Annotated in this window: 11 protein-coding genes; 6 read left to right on the top strand and 5 right to left on the bottom strand. The window is 73.6% G+C overall.

The window, feature by feature from the left end; genetic code table 11:
* Positions 1 to 91: 91 nt before the first annotated feature.
* The 5 genes from ACZ5WC_RS24810 (at position 92) to ACZ5WC_RS24790 (ending at position 5,162) form a co-directional block, all read left to right on the top strand.
* On the top strand, positions 92 to 553 hold the full coding sequence (locus tag ACZ5WC_RS24810) for a single-stranded DNA-binding protein (protein WP_468542854.1): 462 nt from the start codon (positions 92 to 94) through the stop codon (positions 551 to 553).
* A gap of 188 nt (positions 554 to 741) precedes the next feature.
* On the top strand, positions 742 to 2,235 hold the full coding sequence (locus ACZ5WC_RS24805; RefSeq protein ID WP_468542853.1) for a Cys-Gln thioester bond-forming surface protein: 1,494 nt from the start codon (positions 742 to 744) through the stop codon (positions 2,233 to 2,235).
* A gap of 127 nt (positions 2,236 to 2,362) precedes the next feature.
* On the top strand, positions 2,363 to 4,027 hold the full coding sequence (gene ettA / locus ACZ5WC_RS24800; RefSeq protein ID WP_096631158.1) for an energy-dependent translational throttle protein EttA: 1,665 nt from the start codon (positions 2,363 to 2,365) through the stop codon (positions 4,025 to 4,027).
* A 5-nt stretch (positions 4,028 to 4,032) separates the two neighbouring features.
* Positions 4,033 to 4,455 carry an acyl-CoA thioesterase gene (locus ACZ5WC_RS24795; protein WP_107470987.1) on the top strand — a complete coding sequence of 141 codons (423 nt, stop codon included), beginning with the start codon at positions 4,033 to 4,035 and terminating at the stop codon, positions 4,453 to 4,455.
* Entirely contained in the window at positions 4,452 to 5,162 is a 711-nt protein-coding gene (locus ACZ5WC_RS24790) for a DUF8010 domain-containing protein (protein WP_468542852.1), read from the top strand. Before ACZ5WC_RS24795 ends, ACZ5WC_RS24790 begins: the two co-directional genes overlap by 4 nt.
* A 118-nt stretch (positions 5,163 to 5,280) precedes the next feature.
* Here the strand turns inward: ACZ5WC_RS24790 and ACZ5WC_RS24785 are convergent, their stop codons facing one another.
* The 4 genes from ACZ5WC_RS24785 to ACZ5WC_RS24770 form a co-directional block, all read right to left on the bottom strand.
* Positions 5,281 to 6,342 carry an ABC transporter ATP-binding protein gene (locus ACZ5WC_RS24785; protein WP_468542851.1) on the bottom strand — a complete coding sequence of 354 codons (1,062 nt, stop codon included), beginning with the start codon at positions 6,340 to 6,342 and terminating at the stop codon, positions 5,281 to 5,283.
* The gene (locus ACZ5WC_RS24780; RefSeq protein WP_468542850.1) at positions 6,339 to 9,179 is read right to left on the bottom strand and encodes an ABC transporter permease; all 2,841 of its coding nucleotides are present in this window, start codon (positions 9,177 to 9,179) and stop codon (positions 6,339 to 6,341) included. Before ACZ5WC_RS24780 ends, ACZ5WC_RS24785 begins: the two co-directional genes overlap by 4 nt.
* Before the next feature lies 1 nt (position 9,180).
* Positions 9,181 to 12,507 carry an FtsX-like permease family protein gene (locus tag ACZ5WC_RS24775; protein WP_468542849.1) on the bottom strand — a complete coding sequence of 1,109 codons (3,327 nt, stop codon included), beginning with the start codon at positions 12,505 to 12,507 and terminating at the stop codon, positions 9,181 to 9,183.
* A 198-nt stretch (positions 12,508 to 12,705) separates the two neighbouring features.
* The gene (locus ACZ5WC_RS24770; RefSeq protein WP_096631149.1) at positions 12,706 to 13,110 is read right to left on the bottom strand and encodes a globin; all 405 of its coding nucleotides are present in this window, start codon (positions 13,108 to 13,110) and stop codon (positions 12,706 to 12,708) included.
* Positions 13,111 to 13,218: 108 nt separating this feature from the next.
* Between ACZ5WC_RS24770 and ACZ5WC_RS24765 the strand changes: the two genes are divergently transcribed.
* Positions 13,219 to 14,211, top strand: a complete 993-nt coding sequence (locus ACZ5WC_RS24765; RefSeq protein ID WP_468542848.1) for a methyltransferase domain-containing protein — start codon at positions 13,219 to 13,221, stop codon at positions 14,209 to 14,211.
* Positions 14,212 to 14,218: 7 nt separating this feature from the next.
* Here the strand turns inward: ACZ5WC_RS24765 and ACZ5WC_RS24760 are convergent, their stop codons facing one another.
* The gene (locus ACZ5WC_RS24760) at positions 14,219 to 15,598 is read right to left on the bottom strand and encodes an FHA domain-containing protein (protein WP_468542847.1); all 1,380 of its coding nucleotides are present in this window, start codon (positions 15,596 to 15,598) and stop codon (positions 14,219 to 14,221) included.
* Between the last annotated feature and the right edge of the window lie 61 nt (positions 15,599 to 15,659).

Raw genomic sequence — 15,659 nt, 5'->3', positions numbered from 1 at the left:
CACCATGGAGTCCGTACGGCAACGTCGGACGGCAGCACGTCAGGACGGGAAGACGACAGCGCGTCAGGACAGGAAAACGGGGGCGGGAAAAATGAATGAGACCTTGGTGACGCTGGTGGGAAACGCGGCCACGGCCGTGGAGTTCCGGGAGACGGCCACCGGCGGAATGGCGCGATTCCGTTTCGCCGTGACACCGCGCCGCTGGGACCGCGAGAAACAGCTCTGGGCCGACGGACACACCAGCTTCTACACCGTCTGGGCCTGGCGTGCCCTGGCCGCCAATCTGGCCGGTTCCGTTTCCGTCGGCGAACCACTGGTCGTGCACGGCCGGTTGAAGGTGCGCGAGGAGGAACAGGGTGGTCAGCGGCGGACGTTCGTCGATGTCGAGGCCGTCGCCGTGGGCCACGACCTGAGCCGTGGAACGGCCGCCTTCCGCAGGGCGATCAGGGCCGAGCCGGGTCTGACGGAGCGTCCGGAACGCGTCACGGACGGCGATGCGGAGCAGCCGCCGACGGGGCGGGAGCGAGCCGGTGAAATGGCGGCGGTGTCCTGAAAGGGCTGGCCGAGGTGCCGCCTGGGCGATAACGATTCCGATTCGGAATGGTTGTCCCAGGGCAGTACGGGGGATTGCCCTTCGCCCGTTCCTTAGGATTCCCAGAGCTCATGGGTCACTTGGGTCTGCTGGCGGGACATTCCCCACACGCGCACCACGCGCGAGGGTCCCGCCCGGAGGGGAATTCTGTGTTGTCTGAGTCTTCATTGTCCGCTGCGTCTTCCGGTACGACAGGGGCGCCCCCCGGCCGAGGCATCCTCCGCCCGGTCACCGCGCTGCTGCTCTCCGGTCTCGTCGCGGCGGCCGCCCTCGTCGGCGCGGGCCCGGCGGTGGCCGCCGACCCGGGGCGGCACCACGGCGGCGCGGCCGCGGTGCTCGACGGGCTGAAGACCTTCGACAGCGCCGTGCTCCGTGTGCCGGGCGAGAACGGCGAGCCCGACCGGACCCAGGAACTGCCCGCCGGACTGTTCGAGATGACCGTGGACGGCGGCGGCAAGCTCAAGACGTACTGCATCGACCTCCACAACCCCACCCAGAACCAGGCGACGTATCTGGAGACCCCCTGGGCCGAAACCTCGCTGGGCGGCAACCGGGACGCGGGGAAGATCCGCTGGATCCTCCAGCACTCCTACCCTCAGGTCGACGACCTCGCCGCCCTCGCCGAGGCCGCCGGGACCGGTCCGCTGACCGAGCGGACCGCCGCCGCCGGCACCCAGGTCGCCATCTGGCGCTACTCGGACGGCGCCGATGTCACCGCGGCGGACAAGCAGGCGGAGAAGCTGGCCGACTGGCTGCACCGCCACGCGCGCAACGCGAAGGAGCCCCGCGCCTCCCTGACCCTGGAACCGGCGGCGGTCTCCGGCCGGGCCGGGGAGCGGCTGGGGCCCGTGACCGTCCGCACCGGCGCCGACCAGGTCTCGGTGTCGCCCCCGGTGGACGCGGCGGCCAGCGGGATCAGGGTCACCGACGAGAAGGGCGAGGCCATCACCGCCGCCGCCGACGGCGACCGGCTGTACTTCGACCTGCCGAAGGACACCGCCGACGGCTCCGCCGCGCTGAGCGTCCAGGCCACCACCCAGGTGCCGGTCGGCCGGGCCTTCACCGGGATCGGCCGGACCCAGGCGCAGATCCTGGCCGGGTCCAGCGAGTCCACCGTCTCCGCACGGGCCACCGCCACCTGGGCCGAGACGGGCCCGGCCCCCGCGGTGACCGCCCGGGAGAACTGCGCGAAGGGCGGCGTCGACATCACCGTCGCCAACCGTGGCGACGCGCCGTTCACGTTCGAGCTGGCCGGTGCCGAGCACACAGTCGCGGCCGGGGCCACCCGCACCGTGACCCTTCCGGTCGCCGAGGACCAGGCGTACGACTTCGCCATCACCGGGCCCGGCGGCTTCCGGAAGAGCTTCACCGGGGTGCTGGACTGCGCCACCGCCGGCAGCGTCCCGCCGGGCGGGGACGGGGCCGACGGCGGGGCGGGCAACGACATCGACACCCGGAGCGCCCAGCGGTCCGTCCCGGCCACGACCGGCTCCAGCACCTCGGGCCTGGAGGGCGACCTCGCCGCGACCGGCGGCTCCAGCGCCACCCCGATGATCGCCGCCGTGGCGATCGGCCTGCTCGTCGTGGGCGGCGGCGCGGTCTTCCTCCTCCGCCGGAAGCAGGCGCGCACCGAGGACGAGTGAGTGCCCGCACACATGCGGTGACGTGCGAGGAAGGAGCCTACGGTGATACGGGTTTCCGTCCGGGGTTGGACGTCAGGCAAGATGGGGTGTATCTGCCCACACCTCTATTGCTGCCGGACGGTTTCTCTTGGCTGAGTACATCTACACCATGCGCAAGACGCGCAAGGCGCACGGCGACAAGGTGATCCTTGACGACGTCACCTTGAACTTCCTGCCCGGTGCCAAGATCGGTGTCGTGGGACCCAACGGCGCCGGTAAGTCCACGGTGCTGAAGATCATGGCGGGCCTGGAGCAGCCGTCCAACGGTGACGCGTTCCTGTCGCCGGGGTTCAGCGTCGGCATCCTCATGCAGGAGCCGAAGCTGGACGAGGAGAAGACGGTCCTGGAGAACGTGCAGGACGGCGCCGCCGAGATCATGGGCAAGCTCAAGCGCTTCAACGAGGTCGCCGAGCTCATGGCGACCGACTACTCCGACGCGCTGATGGAGGAGATGGGCAAGCTCCAGGAGGACCTGGACCACGCCAACGCGTGGGACCTGGACGCCCAGCTGGAGCAGGCCATGGACGCCCTGGGCTGCCCGCCCGGCGACTGGCCGGTCACCAACCTCTCCGGTGGCGAGAAGCGCCGGGTGGCGCTCTGCAAGCTCCTCATCGAGGCCCCGGACCTGCTCCTCCTCGACGAGCCCACCAACCACCTCGACGCCGAGTCGGTGAACTGGCTGGAGCAGCACCTCTCGAAGTACTCGGGTGCCGTCGTCGCCGTCACCCACGACCGGTACTTCCTCAACAACGTCGCCGAGTGGATCCTCGAACTCGACCGCGGCCGCGCGATCCCCTACGAGGGCAACTACTCCACGTACCTCGACAAGAAGGCCACCCGCCTCAAGGTCGAGGGCCGCAAGGACGAGAAGCGGCAGAAGCGCCTCAAGGAGGAGCTGGAGTGGGTGCGGTCGAACGCCAAGGGGCGCCAGACCAAGTCCAAGGCCCGTCTCGCCCGGTACGAGGAGATGGCGGCCGAGGCGGAGAAGATGCGGAAGCTGGACTTCGAGGAGATCCAGATTCCGCCGGGCCCCCGGCTCGGCTCCATCGTCGTCGAGGTCGAGAACCTCTCGAAGGCCTTCGGCGACAAGGTCCTCATCGACGACCTGTCGTTCACGCTGCCCCGTAACGGCATCGTCGGCGTCATCGGTCCGAACGGCGCGGGCAAGACCACGCTGTTCAAGATGATCCAGGGCCTGGAGACCCCGGACACCGGCTCCATCAAGATCGGTGACACGGTCAAGATCTCCTACGTCGACCAGTCCCGCGCCAACATCGACCCGAAGAAGACCCTCTGGGCCGTCGTCTCGGACGAGCTGGACTACATCAACGTCGGCCAGGTCGAGATGCCGTCCCGCGCCTACGTCTCCGCGTTCGGCTTCAAGGGCCCGGACCAGCAGAAGCCGGCCGGTGTCCTCTCCGGTGGTGAGCGCAACCGCCTCAACCTGGCCCTCACGCTCAAGGAGGGCGGCAACCTGCTGCTCCTCGACGAGCCCACCAACGACCTCGACGTCGAGACCCTGTCCTCGCTGGAGAACGCCCTCCTGGAGTTCCCGGGCGCAGCGGTGGTCATCTCCCACGACCGCTGGTTCCTGGACCGCGTCGCCACGCACATCCTCGCCTACGAGGGTGACTCCAAGTGGTACTGGTTCGAGGGCAACTTCGAGTCGTACGAGAAGAACAAGGTCGAGCGCCTCGGTCCGGACGCGGCCCGGCCGCACCGTGCCACGTACAAGAAGCTCACGCGAGGCTGATCGTCTTGGCTCGTCATCTCTACAGCTGCCCGCTGCGCTGGTCGGACATGGATGCCTTCGGCCACGTCAACAACGTGGTCTTCCTCCGCTATCTGGAGGAGGCGCGCATCGACTTCATGTTCCGGCTGGCGCCGGGGGACGGCTCGCCGTCGTTCTCGGGCGGGTCCGTCGTGGCCCGGCACGAGATCGACTACGTACGGCCGCTGGTCCACCGGCACGAGCCGGTGACCGTCGAGTCGTGGGTCACGAAGATAGGCGCCGCGTCCCTGACGATCGCCTATGAGATCAAGGACCCCGAGCAGGTGTACGTACGGGCCTCGACCGTCGTCGTCCCCTACGACCTGGCGGCGGAGCGGCCCCGGCGGATCTCCGCCGAGGAGAAGCTCTTCCTCCAGAAGTACCTGGCAGAGGAGCCCGCCGCGGCATGACCGTGCCCGTGCAGTCGCTGCTGTTCGCCGACCCGAGGGAGGCGGCGGATCTCGCCGCCTTCCTCGGCCGGCTGCTCCACTACGACCGGGCCGCCGCGGTCCGGTTGCAGGCGGGCGGCGGCGACGCGCTGGCCGTGTTCGGCCGCCCGCCCTCCTTCGAGGTCCTCGCCATCCGTGCGGCCCGTCTGGCCCGCCCCGAGACGCTCGACATCACGGTGTCGGCGGGGGAACTGCTGGAGTCCCTCGACGTCGCCGGTGAGGGCCCCGGCGAGCAGGGCGGGGCGCTGCCCGCACCCGTCACCGGGCCGCCCTGGACCGGTGTCCTGCCGCCCCGGGGGCCCTGGCGGGAGCAGGCCGGGCTGCCCGGTCCGGACGCCCTGCGCACCGCCCTCGACGCGGCTGTCGCCGAATTCCGTACACGGGACGAAGCGCTGCCCGAAGAACTGCGTACCCGCGCCGAGCGCGACCGCATCGGCCGGGAGATCTGGTCCCGCCCGGTCGGCACCACGGACCTGCCGCTGCGCGCGGTCCACGCCGCCCAGTCCCTCGGCTTCCTCCGCGCCGACCCGGACTTCCCGGTCTCGCTGTTCGCCTCGGGCGGCTGGCTGCGGCTGCGGACCCCGTTCGGCTCGATCGCCCTGCGCCGCGACCCGACCGGCGGCCTCGGCGGGCCGGGCGGACTGGGGCTGTCGGTCGGGCCTGGCTGAATCGTCGGAACCGGTTGATCTGCCTCGCCTGGCTGAACTGCCGGACCCGGTTGAACCGTCGGACCCGGCTGCGGCATACGGCTCCGAGAGCCCCCGACCGCCTCGCCGCCTCCGGCTGCTACCGCTCCGGAGCTCCCTCGGCCTTCCCTTCCGTGCCGCCCGGCTCCCCGTGCGCGTCCGGCCAGACCCCGATGTGGTCCTGCTCCAGCTCCAGCAGCACCCGGTGCTCCATGCCCAGCGCCCGCGTGTGGTCCGCGGGCAGCTGGAGCCGGCCCGCCCGGTCGAGCATCGCGTACTCCCGGGCCACCTGAGACTCCTGGCCCGTCGCCGCGTCCACCTCCGTGCGGCGCAGCACCTCGGAGGACGTACGGCCGTCACGGATGGCGACCGTACGGCGCACCTCGCCCGCCACCGCCTGGTCATGGGTGACGATCACGATCGAGGTGCCCAGCTCCTCGTTGGCCCGCCGGAACGCGGCGAACACCTGCTCCCCGGTGGCCGAGTCCAGCTCGCCGGTCGGCTCGTCCGCGAGCAGGACGGAAGGGGAGTTGGCCAGTGCCACCGCGATGGCCACCCGCTGCTGCTGCCCGCCCGACAGCTGCTGGGGCCGCCGGTCACGGCAGTCCGCGATGTCGAGCATGGCGAGCAACGACTCGGCGCGGGCCGTCCGTTCGCGCTTGCTGCCGCCGCCGCGCAGCTGCATGGGCAGGGTGATGTTCTGGATCGCGGTGAGGTACGGGAGCAGATTGCGGGCGGTCTGCTGCCAGACGAACCCGACCACGTCGCGGCGGTAGCGCAGCCGCTCCTTCGGCCCCATCGACAGCAGGTCGCACCCCGCGACCTTCGCCGATCCGGCGGTCGGCACGTCCAGGCCCGCCAGGATGTTCATCAGCGTCGACTTGCCGCTGCCCGACGCCCCCACCAGGGCCATCAACTCGCCCTCGGCGACCAGCAGATCGAGGCCCTGGAGGGCCTGTACCTCCACCCCGTCCGTGGTGAAGATGCGCACCACACGGTCGCAGGCGATCAGTGCGTCGTGGCCGTAGGAGGGGCGGTCCCGGCGGGCCGCCGCGCGCCGCTCCAACTCGGCCAGCGTCGTCTCGGCCCCACGGGCCGTGCCTGCCGTCTCGGTGGACGACGGGGACGAGGCGGACGAGGCGGACGTGGTGGACGAGGTCATCGGGAGTCTCCTGCCCTGAGTTCGGTGATCGATCCGCGGCGGCTCGCCCACCACGCCTGAACGCCCGCGACCGCTGCGGCGAGCGCGATCACCCCGGCCGCCGGAAGCCCCAGCGACCACAGGTCGGTGCGCAACGGGACGGGGTCCGGGGCCGATCCGGCGACGCCCGCGAGCGCCAGCGCGACCAGATCGACGCCGGGGGAGAGCAGGACGATGGTCGCCCAGCCGGTGAACAGTCCGCCGACCGCCGCCAGCAGCGCCTGCGGCATCGCCTCGAAGGCCAGCAGCCGCCTGCCCTGTCCGGTGGTCAGCCCCATCGTGCGCAGTCGCGCCAGCAGCGTCCTGCGTTCCGGTGCGGTCTGGAGCAGCGACAGCAGCACGGCCAGCAGCGCGTATCCGGCGCCCGCCACGACGGCCGCGAGGTAGATGCGTTCGGCGCCCGCCTGCATCGGGGCGTTCACATACCGCTCGCGCTCCTCGGAACGCAGCTGTACGACGTACTTCTTGCCGCTCCCGCCGACCGCCGCGTGCAGCTTCCCCGGGTCCGGTGTGCCGTTGAGGAACAGGGTGGTGGGTTCCCCGTGGTCGAGCGAGGCGGAGTTCACGATCAGGAAGTGCGCGGTCGAGACCGCCGCCGCGCGCGAGGCCACCCCCACGATCCGGACCTTGAAGTCGCCGGACAAGGTGTCGACGGCGACCGGCTCCTTGCCCAGGCGGGCCGCCACCGACGGGGACGCGATCGCCGGAAGTACGCGCCCGGGGCCCGGTTCCGTGCCCTTCGGCAGCGGCGCCGCCGCGCCGGTGGCCTTCAGCCGGGCGGCGGGGAACTCCGGCAGCCCGGTCGCGCGCGCCAGCCGGGCGTACGTGGCGGGGTCGACGCCCACCAGGGCCGCGCTGTCGGCGTCGGCAGCCCCGGCGTCGCTCGCACCGGCTCCCGCGGCGTCGGTGCCGCCCACGTCCGCCGTCGGCAGGGCCACGCTGTGCTCGACCCGTACCGGGGCGACGTTCTCCACCCCGTCGAGGTCCTTCACCGTACGGACCAGGGGGCCGGGCAGCGTCGTCCGCTCGCTCAGCCCGCTGATCCGGGCGTCCGCCCCCACGGCCTTCAGCGCCGCGTCGTCCCGGGCGTCCCCGATGCCCGCCACCACCGACCCGCCGAACGCGGCCGTGGCCAGCGCCAGCAGCAGGGCGAGCAACGGCAGCGTCCCGCCGGCCGAGGCCCGCCCGGCGCGGGCGAGCGACAGGAAGCCGATCGCCCCGCGCAGCCGGGCCACGGGGCGCGCGGCCAGGCGCAGGGGCAACGGGTAGAGCCGGACCAGGACGAGAGCCGCGATCAGGGCGACCAGCATCGGTGCCGCGCTGACCAGCAGATCCGTGCCGCCGTCGGCCGACGTACCGCGCCGCAGCAGGGCCGTCACCGCGCCGACCGCCAGCACCAGCAGGGTCAGCTCGACGACGGTGCGCCGGCGGGACGGCCGGGCGCTCACCATGTCCTCGCGCGCCCCGTGCAGCGTCGGCCGGATGTGCTGGAGCGTCGTCCGCAGCGGCAGGGCCAGGCACACCAGCAGACCGGTCCCCGTCGCCGCCAGCGTTCCCGGCCACCACCGGCCCTCGCCCACCACCAGCACCGCGAGCAGCAGCCCGAGCGCGGCGGCGGGCAGCACCGTCACCGCGGTCTCCGCGAGCAGCCGTCCGCCGATGCCGCGCAGGGAGGCGCCGCGCGAGCGCAGCAGGGCCAGTTCGCCGCGGCGGCGCCCCCCGATCAGGGCCCCCGTCATCAGCAGGACGACAGCGGCCACGGAGCCGATGCCCAGGGCGGCGACCGCGATCACCGGACTGATCGCCTCGTGCATCCGGGCGTTCGCCGCCACGATGTGGCCGAGCCCGCTGCGGACCACCGCGGTGTCCCCGGCGATCTCCCGCGTCTTCAGCAGTCCGGGGCCGCTCTCCAAGGAGGCGAGGACGGACGCCAGACGGGGGCCGTCGGGGCCCGTCAGCGCCGCCGGGTCGGGCGGAATCCGCCAGTACAGGGCGGGCTCGGTGGCCGTGCTCAGCAGGACCGGCGCGGCGTCCTCGGCCAGCAGCACCGTGCCGGCCCAGAAGTAGGTGGCAAAGGGACTCGTGGGGTCCGGGACCAGGGACGGGCTGCGCAGCAGCGGATCGGCGGACCAGTAGCTGCCGTGCGGGTCACGCGGGGCGACGATGCCGGTGATCCGCACGGTGATGGTCTCGCCCGACGCCGTGGGCACCGCGAGGGTCGCGCCGACCTTCACCTTCAGCTCGGCGGCCGTCTCCTCGGTGACCGCGCCCTCCACCGCACGGGAGTCCGAGGTCACCCGGCCCGTCGTCGCGGGCCAGGCCCCCGAGCTGAGCGTGGCGTGCTCCCTCAGGCCCAGCTGCGCCGCATAGGTGAGCCGCGGCGGAGCCGCGTCGGGGCGCGGCAGCCAGGGTTCGGTGGCGACGACCGGCTTCGTGGTGCGCACCCCGTACGCGACGGAGGACGTGTCGGCGCGCAGCGGTGCGGGCAGCGCCTTCAGCAACTCACCGCCGACGCGCGTCAGCTGCGGGCCGCGCATCTCGGCCTCCCGTTGCCCCTGCGGGAGTTCGAGGCCGGGCTGCGGACGCGCGACCTCCACGACGCTGCGGTTCGGGTCGGCGGTCAGGATGTCGTGGCGCAGCCCCTTCGTCTCGTACGCGTCCACCGCGCGCGGAAACGCGGCGGCGAGGAACGAGGTCACCAGCACCAGTACCGCGAGGGCAGCCGCCGCACCGGGCGCGGTCCGCAGCCGGGTCCGTATCCACGGGGCTTCCGCCGACCGCCTGTTGTCGTCGCTCATGTCAGTGGTCCCCCTGGTGGCGCAGCGATACCGCCGGGTCCCCGCGGCGGAGCGCGAGCGTCGCGACGATCACGAGAGGCAGCGCGGCGACCCCGGCCAGCAGTGCGGCGACCTGCCCGGCGGGCAGCTCCACCAGCACCGGAGGCACGGGCCGGTCCGCCTGCCCGGTCAGCACGATCAGCGGGACGACGGCCCGGGTCAGCACGGTGCCGATGGCCGCCCCGATCAGCAGGGCGATGGCGATGAGGACGCCCTGTTCGGCGGCGACCATCCGGGCCAGCTGGCGGCGCGGCGCGCCGAGCGCCCGCAGCACGCCCAGCTCGGCGGACCGTTCACGCCGGGAGCCGGAGGCGCTGACGGCGAAGCCGACCGCGGCGAGCGCGGCGGCGACTACCGCGACGGCGGGCAGCGCGGACTGCGGGCCCGCGCCCAACGGGTCGTCGACCAGCCGCTGGGCGGCCTCGGCGCGGACCAGCACCTGGGCCGGATCGGTGTCCGGCCGGGCGCGCAGGGCGGCGGCCACCTTCGCGCTGTCGCCGGGGGCGGTGCTCAGCCACCATTCGTTCGCCTCGATCGTGGCGGTCGGCCGGTGGGCCAGGGCACCGGCGACCGCCCTGAGGTCGAGCAGCAGCCCGCCGCCGCCCGCCGTCGGGTCCGGGGCGCCGGTGGGGGTGCCGGTGGTCGGCAGCTGCCGTACCGCCTTCACCAGGGTCACCCGGACGGTGTTCCCGGCCAGCGTGAGATCGATCTCGTCGCCCGGCTTCGCGCTGGTGCTCCTCAGGTAGGCGTCCGTCGCCACCGCCTTCACCGCCGCGGCCCGTGGCCTGGCCGCGGTGATCCGCAGGGTGCCGGTGGTCCGTTCCCAGGCGTCGAGGTCCTGCACGCCGGTGTCGTACGTGAAGTCCGGCGCACCGGAAGCCCTGTTCGGCACGGGCCGTTCGCCCGGCCGGTCCTCTCCGAACTCGGTGAGCGTCACGGCGGCCTTCCAGCGCACCGATCCGGGCGTCGCCACGGGGTGTTCGGCGCCGGATGCGGTGACCACCCGTACGTCGTTCACCGACACCCTGCGCTTCTCCGCCGCGCCGGAGGGGGCGTCGCCGTCCACCTCGATGCCGGTCAGGGACAGTCCGGCCGCCGCCGACACCGGGACGGACACCGTGGCGGGGCGGTCGCCGACCGGGACGGACCCGGCCGGCACCCGGTGGGGGAGCCCGTACCGGTCCTCCAGCAGCAGGGTGACCACGGGCGGCTGCGCGTCCGGATCGTCGGAGACGTCAGCCTCGGAGGCGTCGTCCCCGGAGGCGTCGGCGGGCTTCGGCGGCACCGCGGTGATCCGCAGGTCCAGCTTCAGCCGGGTGCTGTCCTTCGGGAGGACGAGCCCGGCGCGGCCGTCCCGCTCCGGGGCGATCGCGTCGAACAGCTGCTGGGGGGACCCGTCGGTGAGGTCGGAGCGCAGCAGCATCCGCTCGTCCGCGTGCGCCGTGTCCAGGGCGAGGACCTCGGCCTTGCGCCCGCCGGAGACCTCCACCTCCGTCCGGTGGGCGGGGGCGGCCTGCCGCACCCCGTCCACCGAGGCGTACGCACCGGCCGTCACCGGAGTGCTCCCGTGCTCGCCCACGACCCGGACCGAGGCGCCGGAGCCGAAGTCCGCCTGGTCGCTCTGCGAACGGTTCCAGGAGGCGCTCTGCCCGATGGCCAGCATGCCCATCGCGACCGACAGCACCAGCAGCAGCACCGGCCCCGCGCCGCGCATCGGGCGCCTGCTGAACTGCCAGCCCGCCAGCGCGGCGGGCAGCCCGCGGCCCCTGGCGGCTCGCCGTTCGGCGAGCTTCGCGGCGGGCGGGAGCAGCCGCAGCGTGAGCACGGTACCGGCGAGCAGGGCCAGCGCCGGGGCGGCGACCAGCAGGGGGTCGACCCCGAGGCTGCCGTCCTGGCCGCCGCTGAGGGCCCCGCTGCCGGACGCCGTGGTCTGCCGCTCCAGCTGCCAGTACGCAACCGCCGCGATGAGCAGCAGCCCGATGTCGGCGCCCGCCCGCACGGGTGCCGGCAGCGAGGCCGCCCGGGCCCTGCGCCCGCCCGCCCCGGCCGTCAGCGACGGAGCGACCACCGCCAGGGCGCAGGACAGCGCCACGGCCGCGGAGACCAGCCACACCGTCGCGGTGGCGCTCTCCCCGACCCGCAGCCCGATCCGGGACAGGGCGCTGCGCTCGGCCAGCAGGCCGGTCAGCGGCCCCGCCAGCAGCGGGGCGACCAGCGCGGCGGGGGCGGCGAGCAGCAGCGCCTCGATCGCCGCGAACGAGGTGATCCGGCCGCGCGATCCGCCCCGGGCCCGCAGCAGTTCCCGTTCCCCGTCGCGCTCGCTGTTCAGCAGCCGGGCCACGAGCAGCAGCGCGTACGCGGCCAGCAGCACCAGCTGCACCGCGACGATCATCAGCGTGGAGCGGGAGACGAGCAGCGCCCGGTCGAGCTGGTCGAGCACGGTGGGCAGCGAGGTCCGCGCGGTGACCCCGGACTTGAACACGGGCGCGGCGGTGAGGGCCTCGGGGGCGTCCGACGACGCCCGGTGCAGCCCGGCCATCGACCCGGTGGTCAGGGTGGCGAAGTCCGCCGTGGCCAGCCAGGACGTCTCCCCGTCGCCGAGGTTCCCGGAGGCCAGCGGGGCGGGGTGTGTGAGCAGGGGGCCGTACGTCGTGAAGGCGAGCTTGCGCACCCCGCGCCCGCCGAGCGGGTCCAGCTGCCAGTACGGGTCGGACTGGTCGAGTGCCTCGTAGACGCCGGTGACCAGGATCTGCTGCGGCTTGTCGTCGCGCAGCCGGTCGGTGACGGTGAGCCGCGCGCCCGGCTTCAGCTTCAGCGCCTCGGCGGCGACGAGGGGCAGCGCCACCTGGACCGGTCCCGAGCCGTCCGGCGCGGCGGGCGCCCGGCCCTCGGTGATCCGGACCCGGTCGCGGTCCAGGGCGGCGAAGTGGGTGAGGTCCGGCTCGCCGCGCCGGGCGGCCGGGGCCTGGAGGCCGCGCGGCAGCGCGTACGCCCCCGAACTCTCCAGCTTCCCCACGCTCACGGGCAGCCCGTCGAAGGCGTCGAGGGCGGCCGCGCGGACGGTGGCATCGGCCTCGGCGCGCCGGTCGTGGTCCACCGAGGCGGAGACGACGAGCGAGGCGGAGGCGGCGGACCGGTGGGTGAGCGTGTGGCGCAGGGCCGCGTCGCCCACTGAGCCGGAGAACGCGGTGAGCGCGGCCAGGACGGACGTGGTCAGCAGAACGGCGAGCACGGCCGCGGAGAGGAGAAGGCGGTGCGCCCTCACCCGCAGCAAGACAAAACCCGTCACCTGTGTCCCCCGCCCCGTCAACACCGCGTCCGCACGCCCCCCGACGTACGGGTGATGCTTTCAGAGCGAAAGGATTCTGGTAACCGCTTGCAGGCCCACCTTGATGCGATCGTGATCGATATCTGGCGACAGAACGCCGAATTCCGGTGAACTGCGGAGGGAATGCGGTGAGATCCGGAAGGATTCGGCGGCAGGCGGTCAGTCCGCGGTGTTGAGCATCGACGCGGCGGCGTACGTCAGGTAGTCCCACAGCTGCCGCTCGTGCTCGGGTGCGAGCCCCAGTTCGTCCAGCGCCACCCGCATATGGCCGAGCCAGGCGTCATGGGCCGCCCGGTCCACCCGGAACGGGGCGTGCCGCATCCGCAGCCGAGGGTGGCCCCGGTGGTCGCTGTAGGTGCGCGGGCCGCCCCAGTACTGCATGAGGAACAGGGCGAACCGCTCCTCGGCCGGCCCCAGATCCTCCTCCGGATACATCGGCCGCAGCAGCTCGTCGCCCGCCACGCCCTCGTAGAAGCGGTGGACCAGGCGTCGGAACGTCGCCTCGCCGCCGACCTGATCGTAAAAGGTCTGCTCCTGAAGCGTGTCGCGCGGAATCTCTGTCACCCGTCCATGGTCGCAGACGCACCGGCCGAGGACAGGGGTCCTAGGACCAAGGGACCGGGCCCGGGATCGCCGTTGGCCGTCGCGGGCCCCGCGCAGGACAGTGGAGAGATGGGAGCAGACCGGGAGGCCCCCGCCGTCCCCGCCGCCGAGGCCGACGCGGCGCGGCACGCCCTGGTGCGGGAGATCGTCGCGCAGGGCGGGCTGACCGACCCCGCCTGGTACGCCGCCTTCGCCGAGGTGCCCCGCCATCTGTTCGTGCCGTCCTACTACGTGCACGGCATCGCGGGCTACGAACGCCTCTGGGGCGAGGACCCCGACCCCGAGCACCGCTCCCGCTGGCTGAGCGGGGTGTACGCGGACGGGGCGCTGGCCACCCGCATCCGGGACGGCGAACTCATCTCGTCCTCCAGCCAGCCGTCCCTGATGGCGCTGATGCTGGAGGCCCTCGACGTACGGGACGGCCACACGGTCCTGGAGATCGGCACCGGCCCCGGCTACAACGCGGCCCTGCTCTCGCACCGGCTCGGCGAGGAGGCGGTGACCAGCATCGACCTGGATCCGGAGATCACGGAACCGGCCCGCCGCCACCTCGCGGCCGCCGGGTACCGCCCGACCGTGATCACCGGTGACGGCGCCCGCGGCTGCCCGCAGCGCGCCCCGTACGACCGGATCATCGTGACCTGCGCCCTGCCGTCCGTACCGCAGGCCTGGCTGGAGCAGTGCCGCCCGGGGGCGCGCATTTTGGCGCCGTTCGCCACCGGGCTCGTCGCGCTCCGGGTCTCCGCGACCGCGCAGGGGCCGCGCGCCGAGGGGCACTTCCTGCACACCCCGGCGTACTTCGTGCCCCTGCGCGGGGCGCTGCCGCTCCCCGCCGGGCTTCCGCACCTCGGCGGACTGCCCCGCCGGGTGGCCGGGAACGACTTGTTCCGGTTCCTGCTGGCGCTGACCGCGGGCGCCCTCGATCCGCACGAGGCCCTCTCCCTCTGGGAGCGCGAGGGGCGCCCGCAGCGGGAGAGGTACGGCATCACGGTCGGCCAGGGCAGCCAGTGGGCCTGGCTCGACGACCCGCAGGGCCCCTACACCTGGCCGCTGAGCGAATGAGCGCCGCTCAGTCCCGGCGGACGGTGATCGTCGTCCACGCCCCGACGTGCACCTGGTCGCCGTCCTGGAGGGGTACGGGGACGTAGGGCTGGATCGGGTCCTCGGCGCCGTTCAGCGTGGTGCCGTTGGTGGAGTTCTGGTCGACGACCGCCCAGCCGCCGTCGGGCTGCTGCACCAGCACCGCGTGCTGGTGCGAGACGCCCGGGTCCTCCGGCGGCACCGAGAGATCGATGTCGGGGGACTCGCCGGTGCTCTGGCGGCGGCGCCCGATGGTGATCTGGTTGCCGGTGAGCGGGAGACGCTGCTCGGGGGAGTACGCGGGCAGGTTCAGCCCGGTCGCCTCGGGACCGCTGCGCTGCATCATCGCGAGGAAGTACTCGCGGTCCGGAGCGATGACGGCGGTCCAGGACAGGGGCTGCTGGGGGCGGCCCGGGCCGGGCACCCCGCCGTTCGGCTGCCCCTGGTCGTACCCCTGCTCCTGCCCCTGTCGGCCGTACCCCTGGTCCTGGCCGTGGCTCTGCTGACCCTGCTGGCCGTACCCCTGGGCCTGGGAGGGCGGCGGGAGCAGCCAGTCGTCCCCGCCGCCGGCGTGGCCGGAGGACTGCGGCGGCGCGGGAGGAGCCGACTGCTGTTGCTGTTGCGGCGGTGCGAAGGACGAGGACTGCCGTGGCTCGAACGGGGAGGGCGCCGACTGCTGCTGCTGGGACTGGTGCCCCTGCTGCGGATACGCGGGCGGCGGGGGACCCTGCTGGAACGACTGCGGAGGAGGACCGGCCTGGCCGCCGTCGCCGTGCGGACCGCCCTGAGGGCCCTGGCCGTTCCGGCCGCCCTGCTCGGGGGCGAGGGGTTCGGCGGGACGGTTCATCTGCGAGGGGCGCGAGCCCTGGTAGTCGAACGGGTCACGCTGCTGGGGCGTGCCACCGGGCCCGCCCTGACCGCTCTGGCCGCCGGGTCCGCTCTGACCGCCGGGTCCACCGGGCGTGCTCTGACCGCCGGGTCCATCCGGACCGCCCCGGCCGCCGGGGCCCTGCGCCTGGAAGCCGGGCGGCAGGTTGAGGCCGGGCGGGGGGCCGCCGGGCGTGCCGTGCTGCGGGGCCAGCGGGGTGTAGGAGGTCGCCGTGTTGGTGAGGAAGTTCCAGCGGCACTCCTCGCAGAACGGCGCCATCGCCTCACGGGGCGTACGGCACTGCGGGCAGAGCTCCGCCTGCATCGTGGGCTGGCCGCCGCTGGTGCCGGAGCCCTGCGGATAGCCGTAACCGGGCGCGGGCGGCGGCGGAGGCGGCGGGGGCACGGCGCCCGCGGGCGCACCGCCGGCGGCCATGCGGTGTCCGCAGACCTCGCACCAGTCCTCGGAACCCGACTGGTGTCCGTTCGGGCAGGTCGGCATGTCGGCGCTTCCCCCTCTCCTCTTCCGGCCCCGGAGGCCGCATGCTGTCGATCGCGGCACC

The sequence above is a fragment of the Streptomyces sp. NPDC033165 genome (genome assembly GCF_055577965.1).
Note: the sequence above shows the minus strand (reverse complement) of the source record. Positions and strands in the feature narration are given on the sequence as shown.